Raw genomic sequence first — 11,886 nt, 5'->3', positions numbered from 1 at the left:
GGCGTCGTCGCGCCGGGCGCGGCGCAGCCCGCCCTCGGTGCGGTCCTCGCGGGGGCGTACGGGCGTGGCCAAGTGCGCGGTGGGGCCGTGCCACCAGCTGACGCCGGGATCGGCGGCGGGCTCGGCGGCGGTGCCGAGGTGGCGGGCGGGGTAGAGGCCGAAGGAGGCCGTGCAGAGGTCGTCGGCGGTGCCGGGGGTGGCGGCGGCGAACCAGTGGGCCAGGCGCAGCAGCCCCGGGTCGGGCGAGAGCGTCGTGTCGACGGCCGGAGCGGCCGACGCCTGCGGGCCGTCAGCACCGCTCCCCATGGCCGCCCCCGGCGTCCTGTCAGCGGGACCGGAGGAGCGGCCCGCGTCGGAACCGGAGGCACCACCGGCGTCGGGACCAGCCTCGGGACCGGCTTCGCGTACGGCGAGGACGGCGGCGGCGGTTCCCCGCCCTGCCCCGCCCGTGCGTCCGTCCGGCCTGCCGGCGGCCACCCGGGTGGCGCCGACCGCGTAGTCCTGCTGATCCATGTCGGGGTCCAGACTAGACGGTGCCCGGGCCACCCGACCGCAGCAACCGCCCTCCTGAGGAACTCTCCGCAAGAGCCCTCGAAGCGGCCGCCCGCGCTCCGCTCACCGGCCACCCCGTCATCCGTCGCACCCCGCCCGGGTTACGCACCGGTAACCGACCCTTCCACCGCCGGTCCGGCTCCTCTAGGGTCGGTCCGAAGCAGCGGATCACCGAGAGGCGCACGCATGACCGTCCGTACCACCACCCGCGTCGGCCTCGGGGCGCGCCTGCGCTCGGCCACCGGCCTGCTGGGCGGCTTCGCGGCCACCTCGGCGGCACACCTGGGCGCGATCGCCTCCGGCGCCTCGGTGCTCCAGAACGCCACCAAGCCGGCCCTGATGCCGCTGCTGGCCGCGCACAGCGTGGCGGCGGCCGCGAAGGCCGGGCGGGAGGCGCCGAAGCTGCTGGCACCGGCGCTGCTGCTGAGCGCGGGCGGCGACGTGCTGCTCCAGCTGAAGAACGACCCCGCGTTCCTCGCGGGCATGGGCTCGTTCGCGGCGGCGCACGTCTGCTACGTGACGATGTTCGTCCAGCGCGGCGCGCTCACCGACCGCCGCCGGGCCCTGGTGGTCGCGGCCGCGTACGCGACGGCCTGGGTGGCCCTGGTCGGGCAGCTCTGGCCGGACCTCGGGGACCTGCGCGTCCCGGTGGCCGGCTACAGCCTGCTGCTCGCCTCGACGGCCGTCACCTCGGCCGGGCTGGGCTGGCGGACCGGGCTGGGCGGGGCGCTGTTCCTGCTCTCCGACACGCTGATCGCCACCCAGCTGGCGAAGTGGCGGGAGCTGCCGGGCCATCAGTTCTGGATCATGGCGACCTATGTGCTGGCCCAGTACCTGCTGGCCGACGGCACCCTCCGCCACCAGGACCGGCTGCACCGCGAGGGCGCCGAACCGCGGACCGCCTGACGCACCGGCGCTCCGGAGAACCGGCACGCCGTCCCGACACGCCGCCGCGCCGCCGATCCCGTCGGGATCCAGCGGCGCGGCGCAGGGGCGCAGTGGGGCGCGAGGCCTTCAGGCACCGCGCCTCCGCAGCAGCCAGAAGCCGCCGACACCGCCCGCGACCAGCGCGAGGCCGCCGGCCAGCTCCCCCGGGTTCGCCGCGACCGAACCGCCGAGGCCGGTCTGCACGGCGCCGTGCGGGGCGACCTGCTGGTTGCCGGCGCCGGACTGCCCGAGCGAACCGGCCCACTCCCCCGCGGCCTCGCCCCACTCGCCGAGACCCGGGTTCTTCTGGGGGTTCTTGTCGCCGCCCTTGTCACCGCCCCTGTCGGGCACGGCCACGGTGGTGACCGTGACGCTGGTGGCGAAGGCCCCGCCGTCCGGGCAGGTGCCGTCGACCTTGCTGTCCCCGGCGTGCTGGCCGGCCAGCCGGGCGGAGCCGCTGTGCTTGCCGTCGGGGCCCAGGGTGAGGGTCGCCGGGCCTCCCTCGAAGGCGGCGGAGCGGGCGGTGATGGTCTTGGCGTCGGGCTTGTCCGACTTCTCGCAGGAGACCGTGACCGTCACGGTCTGGCCCGGTGCGGCCTGGGACGGGCTGACCGACGCGGAACCGTCCCTGGCGGATGCGAGGGGGGCCGTCAGGCCGGTCAGCGCCGTCGCGCCGATCAGGGCGGCGGCGGCCGTACGCATGGGGCGCATACCGGAACCTCCGGGATTCTCGGGCGCAGCCGGGGACTCCCATGTCCACGTGGTCGAGCAACTGCACCCGGTCATTCACCGACGGTAGGGACGCGCCCCACGCTCGGCCAGCGCTCACGACCGTTCGGGTTACGACCCGTGACCCGTCGTGACGCCCTCGGCGGGGCTCACGCGTGGCGCTCCCGCGGAGTGGCGCTCACGCGGGGCGGCTCAGAGGTCGAGGTCCACCACGACCGGCGCGTGGTCCGAGGTGCCCTTGCCCTTGCGGGCCTCGCGGTCCACGTAGCTGTCGGTGACGGCCTCGACGAAGGGCTTGTTGGCGTAGGTGAGGTCGATCCGCATGCCCCGGTTCTTGGGGAAGGCCAGCTGGCGGTAGTCCCAGTAGGTGTACGGGTGGTCGTACTTGAGCGGGCGGGGCAGCACGTCCTGGAGGCCGATCCCGTCGAGGGCCGCCAGTGCGGCGCGCTCGACCGGGGTGACGTGGGTGAGGCCCTCGAAGGCGGCGGCGTCGAAGACGTCGTCGTCGGTCGGGGCGATGTTGAAGTCCCCGAGGACGGCGAACGGGCGGGGGCCGGCGGCGTCCTCGGTGGCGGCCTTGCGCAGCGCCTCCAGCCACTCCAGCTTGTACTGGTAGTGCGCGTGGCCGACCTCGCGGCCGTTCGGCACGTAGACCGACCAGACCCGGACCGGGCCGCAGGTGGCGGCGATGGCGCGCGGCTCGACCTCGGGCAGCAGGGCGCCGTCGGCGAAGTAGCCGGGCTGGTCGGGGAGGCCGCGCACGACGTCGTCCAGGCCGATCCGGGAGACGATCGCGACGCCGTTCCAGCGGCCGTTGCCGTGCGCGGCCGTCTCGTAGCCGAGCTCGCGGACCGCCTCGTACGGGAAGGCGTCGGCCGCGCACTTGAGCTCCTGGAGGCAGAGCACGTCGGGCTTGGCGCTCTCCAGCCACTCCAGGAGCTTGGGCAGCCGCGCGGTGACGGAGTTGATGTTCCAGGTGGCGATGCGGACGGTCACGGCGGGCGGCCTTCCCGGTGGTTCGGTGCGGACGGACATGCAGTCGGGCATACGGACGGGGTGGGCCGCCCCTCGTGCGGGAGGCCCACCCCGAACATACCGCCCGGCACCGACAGGCCGGCCCGGTCAGCCCGCGGGCCGGACCACCGCGGCCGAGCCGCCGCCGCGCCGCACCGGCTCGGCGGCGGCCACCCAGCGGCCGTCCGGCAGCCGTTCCACGCCGGTGGCGGCACCGATCTCACCGCCGTTGACGAAACTGTGTCCGAGGCCCTCCAGCGCGGCCCGCTCGGGCAGCGCCAGGAAGGCGGGCTCGGCCTGGGTGGTGGCGCTGTTGCGCTGGCTGGCGCGCGGGGCGGCGATGGCCTGCTCCAGGCTCAGGCCCCGGTCGAGCCGGCCGAGCAGCACCTGGAGGGTGGTGGTGATGATGGTCGCGCCGCCGGGGCTGCCGGTGGCCAGCAGCGGCTCGCCGTCGCGCAGCACGACCGTCGGGGACATCGAGGAGCGCGGCCGCTTGCCCGGGCCCGGCAGGTTGGGGTCGGGGACGCCCGGGGCGAGCGGGGTGAAGTCGAAGTCGGTCAGCTCGTTGTTGAGCAGGAAGCCCCGGCCGGGGACGGTGATGCCGCTGCCGCCGGTCTGCTCGATGGTGAGCGTGTAGGAGACGATGTTGCCCCAGCGGTCGGCGACCGTCAGGTGGGTGGTGTTGGGGCCCTCGTACGGCTCGGGGACGGCCTGGCCGGTGTCGGCGCAGGGGGCCGGGTGGCGCGGGTCGCCGGGGGCGAGCGGGCTGGTCAGCGCGTGGTCCGGGCTGATCAGGCAGGCCCGGGAGGCGGCGTAGCGCTCGGAGAGCAGTTCCCTGGTGGGGACGTCGTTGAAGGCCGGGTCGCCGACCCAGCGGTTGCGGTCGGCGAAGGAGATCCGGGAGGCCTCCAGGAAGTGGTGGTAGTACTGGGTGCCGCTGTACGTGGAGACGTCGCCGCCGTCCTCCAGGATGTTGAGCGCCTCGCCGACGGTGGTGCCGCCGGAGCTGGAGGGGGCCATCGCGTAGACGTCGTAGGCGCCGTGGGAGACGTGGGTGGGCGCCTGGTCGCGGACCCGGTAGTCGGCGAGGTCGGTGGTGTCGACCCTGCCGGGGCGGGCGTTGCGGCCGGACGCCGGGTCGACCGGCGGGTGCTGCACGGTGTTGGCGATGTCCTTGGCCAACTCGCCCTGGTAGAAGGCCTTGACGCCGTCCTTGGCGAGCAGCCGGTAGGTGGCGGCGAGGTCGGGGTTGCGCAGCACGCTGCCGGTCTCGGGGGGCTTGCCGTTCGGCAGGTAGAGCGCGGCGGTGGCCGGGAAGTCCTTGAACCGGGCGTAGTTGTCGGCGGTCTGGCCGCGGAAGGTGTCGTCGACGACGAAGCCGTGGTCGGCGATCCGCTCGGCCGGTTCGAGGTTCTGGGCGAGCGAGCGGGTGCCCCACTTGCGCAGTGCGGCGTCCCAGGTGGCGGGGGTGCCGGGGACTCCGACGGACAGGCCGCTGGTGACGGCGTCGGCGAAGGCCAGCGGTTTGCCGTCCTCCAGGAACAGGCCGCTGTCGGCGGTGCGGCCGGCCGTCTCCCGGCCGTCGATGGTGTGCACCCGGCCGGTGGCGTGGTCGTAGTAGACGAAGTACCCGCCGCCGCCGACGCCGGAGGAGTACGGCTCGGTGACCCCGAGGGCCGCGGCGGCGGCGACGGCCGCGTCCACCGCGTTGCCGCCCTTGCGCAGCACCTCGATGCCGGCGGCGGTGGCGTCGGCGTCGACGGTGGCGACCGCTCCGCCGCGGCCCACCGCCTCGGGCACCTTCGTCGGCGGGGTCGCGGCGCCGGCCGGTCCGACGCCGGACCAGACCAGCGCGGTGGCGAGCAGCAGTGGTGGTGCGAGACGGGTCAGAGCCCTCATCCGAATCCTCCTGAGTCTGCGTCAACTCAGTTGTTCCACAGGAGGGATGATCCGACAACCACACCGCGCCGCTACCAACGGGTAGTTGGCGGGGCGGGCGGGGGCGCCAGGAGAACAGCCGGCAGGCGCCCCCACCCCGCTACAGCGCGCTGCGCTCCACCCGCCGCCGCTTGATCGTGCGGAAGCGCCGCGCCACCTGCCGGGCCAGGTCGGCCGCGCCGACCAGGCCGGCCTCGTTGCCGAGGGCGGCGTGCACGATGGCGGCCTCCGGGCGGAAACCGCGCCCGGTGAGGGTGCGGCGGAAGGTGTCCCGGGCCGGACCGAGCAGCAGGTCACCGGCCTCGGAGACCCCGCCGCCGATCACGAAGCGGCCCGGGTCCAGCGCGGCGGCCAGGTTGGCGATGCCGACGCCGAGCCAGGTGCCGACCTCGTAGAGCAGCTCGGTCGCGACCGGGTCGCCCTCCTGGGCGGCCTCGGTGACCAGCGGCCCGGTGATGCCCTCGACCGTGCCGCCCGCCCGGGCCAGCAGCGGCTGCACCACCGGCGACTCCTCGGCGACCAGCTCGCGCGCGTCGCGCACCAGGGCGTTGCCGGAGGAGTACTGCTCCCAGCAGCCCCGGTTGCCGCACGGGCAGCGGTGGCCGCCGGGCAGCACCTGCATGTGCCCGAACTCGCCCGCCAGGCCGTACTTGCCGCGGTCCACGTAGCCGTCCCGGACCACCGCGCCGCCGATGCCGGTGCCCAGGGTGAGCATCACCATGTGGTCCTCGCCGCGCCCGGCGCCGAAGCGCCACTCGGCCCAGGCGGCCGCGTTGGCGTCGTTCTCCACGATCACCGGGAAGCGCAGCCGCTCGCTGAGCGCCTCCCGGAGCGGCTCGTTGCGCCAGTTGAGGTGCGGGGCGAACAGCACCTTGGAGCGGTCGGCGTCGACCCAGCCGGCCGCGCCGATGCCCACGGCGTGGACGTCGTGCCGGTCGGCGAGCTGGAGCACCAGCTCGACGATGACGTCCTCGACCACCTTGGGGCTCTTGCTCTTGTGCGGCGTGTCCGTGCGCAGCTTCTCCAGCACCTTGCCCTCGCCGTCCACCACCCCGGCGACCACCTTGGTGCCGCCGATGTCGACGCCGATCGTGGGCAGCCGCAGTATCCCGGCGGGCAGGGCGCGGCGGCGGCGCTCGGCGCGCGGGCCGAGGCCGAGCAGGGTCGGCAGGACGGGTGGCCGGGTGCTGCCTTGGGAGCCGGTCACGGCTGCGGACGCTCCTCACGGGTGTCGGGTTCTCGGGGGTCGGATTCTCCGGAAGCCGATTCTCCGCCACCGGGGAGCCCGGTGCCGGAGCCGCCGGGGGCGGAGCCACGGGGGTCGGAGAGCGACGGTCGGGCCAGCTCGTGCGAGAGCTCGGCGAGGTCGGAGCCGCCGGCCATCTCGGTGGTGAGCTGTTCGAGGCTGATCTCGGCACGCGGATGGCTGCCCGCCATCCGGCCCCGCCGGAGCAGGGTGAAGTGGTCGCCGACCAGGTACGCGTGGTGCGGGTTGTGGGTGATCAGCACGACCCCGAGCCCGGCGTCGCGGGCGGCGGTGACGTACTTGAGCACCACCCCGGACTGCTTGACGCCGAGCGCGGCGGTGGGCTCGTCCAGGATCAGCACCTTGGCGCCGAAGTGCACCGCGCGGGCGATCGCCACGCACTGGCGCTGCCCGCCGGAGAGGGTGCCGATCGGCCGGTCGACGTCGTACAGGTCGATGCCCATCCGCGCGAGCGCGTCGCGGGTGGTGGCGCGCATCCCCTCGGCGTCCAGCCGCAGGCCGCCCCAGCGGCGCATGCCCTGCTCGGAGCCGAGGAAGAAGTTGCGCCAGACCGGCATCAGCGGGACGACCGCGAGGTCCTGGTAGACGGTGGCGATGCCGCGGTCCAGGGCCTGGCGCGGGGAGTCGAAGCGGACCGCCTCGCCGCCGACGGTGACGGTGCCCTCGTCGTGCTGGTGCAGCCCGGAGATGATCTTGATCAGGGTGGACTTGCCGGCCCCGTTGTCGCCGAGCACGCAGCTGATCTCGCCGGCCCGCAGGGTCAGCGAGACGTCCTGGAGCGCCCGGACGGTGCCGTAGCTCTTGCCGACGCCGTCGAGGGAGAGCAGTTCGGTACCCATGGCTTCCGTGTTCGTCGCGGCCCCCGTGAGGTCCGTGTTCATCGCGGCCCCCGCTCGGCCCGGCGCTTGACGTAGGCGTTCAGCAGCGCGGCCAGCAGCAGCATCGCGCCGAGGAAGAACTTGAACCAGTCCGGGTTCCACTGGGCGTAGATGATCCCCTTGCTGGCCATGCCGAAGATCAGCGCGCCGAGCGCGGAGCCGACCACCGAGCCGTAGCCGCCGGTGATCAGGCAGCCGCCGATGACCGCCGCGACGATGTAGATCAGCTCGTTGCCGACGCCCTCGCCGGACTGCACGGTGTCGAAGGAGAACAGCAGGTGCTGGCCGAGCACCCAGGCGCCGAAGCCGACACCCAGGTACAGCAGGGTCTTCGTCCGGGCGACCGGCACGCCGACCGCGCGGGCCGCGTCCGCGTCGCCGCCGACCGCGAAGATCCAGTTGCCGAAGCGGGTGCGCAGCAGCACCCAGCTGCCGACCACGAGCAGGCCGAGCCACCACCAGACGGTGGCCTTGACGGTCAGCCCGCCGACGGTCACCTCGGAGGCGAACAGCCAGCGGCAGGCGGCGAAGCCCTCCATGTCGGAGATCGACTTGGTGGAGACGGTGCCGGAGATCGCCTTGGTGACGCCCAGGTTGGCGCCGGTCAGCATCAGGAAGGTGCCGAGCGTGACGATGAAGCTGGGCAGCCTGGTGCGGCCGAGCATCCAGCCGTTGAACCCGCCGATGGCCAGCGTGGTCGCCAGCGAGACCAGCACGCCGACCCAGGTCACCGCGGTGAACTGGTACGAGACCATCGAGGAGGTCAGCGCGGCGGTGGTGACCAGCACGCCGGCCGAGAGGTCGAACTCGCCGCCGATCATCAGCAGCGAGACCGGCACCGCCATGATCCCGATGGTGGAGGCCGCGTACAGCACGGTGCCCAGCGAGGAGACCCGCAGGAACGGTTCGGCGACGACGGCGAAGACCGTGAAGACCGCGACGGCGGCGATCAGCGAGCCCAGCTCGGGGCGGGCGAGGAGCCGCCGCAGGGCCGGCGGACGGCCGTCGACCAGGCCGTCGTGGGCGAGGAGGTCGGGGGTGCTCACCTGGTCCCCCTCGCGACGTACTCGGCGAGCGCGTCGGCGTTGTCCTTGGTCAGGATCTGCGGACCGGTCTCGACGGGCTTGCCGCCGCCGAGCATGTTCAGGTTGTACTTGTACAGCCAGACCAGGTCGACGCCGGTGTAGCCCTGGAGGTAGGGCTGCTGGTCGACGGCGAAGCCGACGCTGCCGGACTTGAGCCCGGACACCACCTGCGTGCCCAGGTCGAAGGTGTCCAGTTCGACGGTGCGGTGGGCGTCCTGGACGGCCTGGAGGCCGGTGGCGGCCATCGGGCCGGAGAGGGTCAGCACGGTGTCGATGGACGGGTCGGCCTGCAGCTTGGCGGAGATCGCGGCGCGGGCGTCGGGCATGTCGACGCCGTTGACGTAGAGCACCTGGAAGGCTCCGCCGGACTTGGACTGGGCGCCGGAGCAGCGCTGCTCCTGGCCGACGTTGCCCTGCTCGTGGATCACGCAGAGCACGTTCTTGCGGCCGCGCGAGGCCAGCTCGGTACCGGCCGCCTGGCCGGCGGTGGACTCGTCCTGACCGATGTGGGTCAGCGCGCCGAACTTCTGCGAGTACTCCTGGCCGGAGTTGATCGTGATCACGGGGATGCCGGCGGCCTTGGCCTTGCCGAGGACGTCCGCCATGGCGTCGCCCTTGGCGAGGGTGACCAGCAGGCCGTCGACCTTCTGGTCGATGGCGGCCTGGACGAGCTGGACCTGGTTCTGGGTCTGCGCGTCGTTGGAGTACAGGAAGGTGATGTTGTCCTTGGCGGCGGCCTGCTCGGCGCCCTTGCGCACAGTGTCCCAGAAGGCGTCGCCGGCTCCGGCGTGGGTCACCATGGCGACCTTCCAGCGCGGAGTCGAGACGGCGCCGCCGCCGGTGGCCGCGGCCTTGGCGCGGGCCTCCTCGGCGCGTCTGCCTCCAGTACTGCTGCAACCGGCCACGGCGACCGCGAGTGCCAGGACGGCACACGCGGGCCAGAGGCGGTGGGACGGGCGAAAGCGGGTGATGCTCATCCCCATAGTCTCCCTGCCCGTGCCGCGCGGTATCGCACCGCCTCGCCCGGCAGCGCGAACGGCCTGGGAGGTAAGGTGCCCCGGGGGACCTTTCCTGGTAGTTCGCTGAACATCTGGTCCGGACGACGTCCGTTCGGGTGGCAGACTAGGCGCCGATCCGAAGGCGGTTCATCACAAGAAAGTGATGTTCCTCTCAGGTTCCGCACAGATTCGGACGGCAACCGATCACCGGTCCATCGCCGTCTGATGCCATTGACGTGCGTTCGGGCGAGTGGGCCCCGGGCGGCGTGCGACCCGGATACGAGAACTCGATGGAACTGACAGGTACGCCATTCTTCCTCCTCACCGTCATCCTGGTGCCGGTGTCCATCACAGTGGCGTTGCTGTTCTGGGGGAAGGTCGGCGGCCCGCAGCCGGTACGCTACCTCACCCGGATCGTCATGATCATGTTCTGCCAGGTCACCGCCGTCCTGATGGTCTTCGTGATGGTCAACAACGCCAACCTGATCTACGGCAACTGGGACGACCTGCTCGGCACCGGCAACCACGTCCGCGCGGTGCCCGTGGTGGCGCCGGTCGACCCGGCCGCGGCCGCCGCCGGCGGCCAGGGCGCCGAGCCCGCCAAGGAGCCGCAGAAGGTCAAGCAGAGCTTCGGCGGCGTGAACGACCCGCTCGTCCCGAACGACGTGCAGCGGACCGAGCTCAAGGGCCAGGTGTCCGGGGTCGACGGCGAGGTGCTGGTCTGGCTGCCGCCGCAGTACAACGACCCGGCGTTCAAGGACAAGAAGTTCCCCGTGGTCGAGCTGATCCCGGGCTACCCCGGCTCCTCCTCCACCTGGTACGGCACCCTCAAGGTCTCCGAGCAGCTCAAGCCGCTGATGCAGCAGGGCAAGGTCGCCCCGTTCATCCTGGTCTCGCCCCGCACGAAGCTGCTGAACAACCAGGACGCCGGCTGCACCGACATCCCCGGCAAGATCAACGCCGACGCCTGGGTCACCCGCGACGTCCCGCAGATGGTGCTGGACAACTTCCGCGCGGACCCGTCCGCGGACCGCTGGGCGATCGCCGGCTACTCGGCCGGCGCGCACTGCGCGGCCAAGCTGTCACTGGCCCACCCCAACCGGTACCGGGCCGCCATCGCGATGTCCGGCTACAACGACCCGGCCCAGGAGCCGGACTCCCTGGTCGGCAAGGACGCCAAGCTGCGCGAGGCCAACAACCCGGTCAACATCCTGAAGACCGCCCCGCAGCCGCCGAAGGTCGCCCTGCTGGTCAGCGGCTCCAAGGGCGACGGCTACGAGGACGGCGAGGCGATCCGCGCCGCGGCCAAGGCCCCGACCACCGTCCAGGTCGAGGAGGGCACCGGCCCGCACACCACCGAGCAGTGGAAGAAGATGGTCCCCGCCGCCTTCCAGTGGCTGACCTCGGTCATCCCGGTCCAGTAGGCCGGCCGGCAACAGCGAACCGTACGGGAAGGGCCCGCCGCGACCGAGGTCGCGGCGGGCCCTTCCGCTTGTCCGGACGCGGCGTCAGGCCAGCTCCAGCGCCAGGTAGAAGTCCACCCGGTCCTCCAGCCGGGAGAGGTCACGCCCGGTCAGCTCCTCGATCCGGCCGATCCGGTACCGCAGGGTGTTCACGTGGACGTGCAGCTGCGCGGCGCAGCGGGTCCAGGAGCCGTCCGAACGCAGGAAAGCCTCCAGGGTGCGGACCAGGTCCGCCTGGTGCTCGATGTCGTACGCGATCACCGTGTCCAGCAGCCGGCTGCGGAAGGCCCGGCGCACCTCGTCCGGGACGGCGGCCAGCAGCAGGACGTGCGAGGCGAGCTCCTCGGGGCCCGCGACACAGACCCGGCCGACCCGGGAGGCGGCGATCCGGCGGGCGTGCCGGGCCTCCTCCAGGGCGCCGCGCAGGCCGCCGGCCCCGGCGGCGGGGGCGGAGACGCCGAGGGTGATCCGGCCCTCCGAGCCGAGCCCGGCCTCCAGCGGGGCGAGCAGTTCACGCAGGGCGTCGGCGGGCACCGGGGCGTCCAGGACGGGCAGCACCACCACGGCGCCGGTGCCCGTCCCGGCGACCAGGGCGCGGTCGGAGGCACCGCCGAGCGCCTCCTCCAGCACCGCCCGTACGGCGCCCTCCGGCAGGCCGGTGCCCTCGGCGCTGAGCACCAGCCAGGAGCCGTCCTCCGCCTGGGACTTGGCCCCGGGGCCCTCGTAGCGGGCGGCCATCGCCGAGGAGGCGTACAGGGCGCGGCCGACCTCGGCCGGGTCGGCGTCGCGGCGCAGCAGGGCGAGCAGTTCGTCGGCGAGGCGGCGGCGCAGCCGGCGGCCCTCGTCGCGGCGGTGGCGCTCGGCGGCGACCAGCCGGGCCAGGGTCTCGGCGAGCTGCTGGCGCTTGGTGGTCCACTCGGTGACGTCGCCGGCCACCGCGAGCATCCAGTCGGCCAGCAGGCCCCCGCCGGCCGGCGGCTCGTCGTGCTCGGCGGAGGCCGGGGCGGGCAGCAGCGAGAAGGAGCCGGCGGCCAG

The 11,886-nt window shown here is 73.5% G+C and carries 11 protein-coding genes; 2 read left to right on the top strand and 9 right to left on the bottom strand.

Annotated elements, in window-relative coordinates; genetic code table 11:
* Positions 1-513: DUF2397 family protein (locus AE652_RS48430; RefSeq protein ID WP_234348495.1), on the bottom strand; the 513-nt coding region annotated here is incomplete at its 3' end.
* Between the two features lie 225 nt (positions 514-738).
* On the opposite strand from AE652_RS48430, the gene AE652_RS22955 reads away from it, so the two are divergent.
* A complete protein-coding gene (locus AE652_RS22955; RefSeq protein WP_049654491.1) occupies positions 739-1,458 on the top strand; it encodes a lysoplasmalogenase in 720 nt (239 codons plus the stop codon).
* Positions 1,459-1,566: 108 nt separating this feature from the next.
* On the opposite strand, the gene AE652_RS45240 is transcribed toward AE652_RS22955, so the two are convergent.
* The 7 genes from AE652_RS45240 to AE652_RS22920 form a co-directional block, all read right to left on the bottom strand.
* Positions 1,567-2,190 (bottom strand): hypothetical protein, encoded by a 624-nt coding sequence (locus AE652_RS45240; RefSeq protein WP_049654489.1) that lies wholly within the window; start codon positions 2,188-2,190, stop codon positions 1,567-1,569.
* A 210-nt stretch (positions 2,191-2,400) separates the two neighbouring features.
* Positions 2,401-3,243: an exodeoxyribonuclease III gene (locus AE652_RS22945; protein ID WP_049654497.1), complete on the bottom strand. Its 843-nt coding sequence runs from the start codon at positions 3,241-3,243 to the stop codon at positions 2,401-2,403.
* Positions 3,244-3,330: 87 nt separating this feature from the next.
* A complete protein-coding gene (gene ggt, locus AE652_RS22940) occupies positions 3,331-5,121 on the bottom strand; it encodes a gamma-glutamyltransferase (protein WP_049654487.1) in 1,791 nt (596 codons plus the stop codon).
* A gap of 139 nt (positions 5,122-5,260) precedes the next feature.
* On the bottom strand, positions 5,261-6,367 hold the full coding sequence (locus AE652_RS22935) for an ROK family glucokinase (RefSeq protein WP_049654486.1): 1,107 nt from the start codon (positions 6,365-6,367) through the stop codon (positions 5,261-5,263).
* Positions 6,364-7,266, bottom strand: a complete 903-nt coding sequence (locus AE652_RS22930; RefSeq protein ID WP_234348494.1) for an ATP-binding cassette domain-containing protein — start codon at positions 7,264-7,266, stop codon at positions 6,364-6,366. The genes AE652_RS22935 and AE652_RS22930 overlap by 4 nt, the downstream gene beginning before the upstream one ends.
* Positions 7,267-7,304: 38 nt before the next feature.
* Positions 7,305-8,351 (bottom strand): ABC transporter permease, encoded by a 1,047-nt coding sequence (locus tag AE652_RS22925; protein ID WP_049654484.1) that lies wholly within the window; start codon positions 8,349-8,351, stop codon positions 7,305-7,307.
* A complete protein-coding gene (locus AE652_RS22920; protein ID WP_049654482.1) occupies positions 8,348-9,367 on the bottom strand; it encodes a sugar ABC transporter substrate-binding protein in 1,020 nt (339 codons plus the stop codon). The genes AE652_RS22925 and AE652_RS22920 overlap by 4 nt, the downstream gene beginning before the upstream one ends.
* 311 nt (positions 9,368-9,678) lie before the next feature.
* On the opposite strand from AE652_RS22920, the gene AE652_RS22915 reads away from it, so the two are divergent.
* A complete protein-coding gene (locus AE652_RS22915) occupies positions 9,679-10,812 on the top strand; it encodes an esterase family protein (RefSeq protein ID WP_049654481.1) in 1,134 nt (377 codons plus the stop codon).
* A gap of 84 nt (positions 10,813-10,896) precedes the next feature.
* Here AE652_RS22915 and AE652_RS22910 read toward each other — a convergent pair.
* The coding region (locus AE652_RS22910) for a CdaR family transcriptional regulator (RefSeq protein WP_049654478.1) at positions 10,897-11,886 on the bottom strand (990 nt) is incomplete at its 5' end.

Origin of the sequence: Kitasatospora sp. MY 5-36 (assembly GCF_001182915.1) — a bacterium.
Taxonomy (GTDB): Bacteria; Actinomycetota; Actinomycetes; order Streptomycetales; family Streptomycetaceae; genus Kitasatospora.
The sequence above is the reverse complement of the archived record's forward strand: the minus strand, read 5'-3'. Positions and strand labels throughout refer to the sequence as shown.

Bases quoted from the DNA above. Each gene is read 5' to 3' on its own strand.
- AE652_RS22955 (WP_049654491.1), top strand. From the start codon at position 739: ATGACCGTCCGTACCACCACCCGCGTCGGCCTCGGGGCGCGCCTGCGC.
- AE652_RS45240 (WP_049654489.1), bottom strand. From the start codon at position 2,190: ATGCGCCCCATGCGTACGGCCGCCGCCGCCCTGATCGGCGCGACGGCG.
- AE652_RS22945 (WP_049654497.1), bottom strand. From the start codon at position 3,243: ATGTCCGTCCGCACCGAACCACCGGGAAGGCCGCCCGCCGTGACCGTC.
- ggt (WP_049654487.1), bottom strand. From the start codon at position 5,121: ATGAGGGCTCTGACCCGTCTCGCACCACCACTGCTGCTCGCCACCGCG.
- AE652_RS22930 (WP_234348494.1), bottom strand. From the start codon at position 7,266: ATGGGTACCGAACTGCTCTCCCTCGACGGCGTCGGCAAGAGCTACGGC.
- AE652_RS22920 (WP_049654482.1), bottom strand. From the start codon at position 9,367: ATGAGCATCACCCGCTTTCGCCCGTCCCACCGCCTCTGGCCCGCGTGT.
- AE652_RS22915 (WP_049654481.1), top strand. From the start codon at position 9,679: ATGGAACTGACAGGTACGCCATTCTTCCTCCTCACCGTCATCCTGGTG.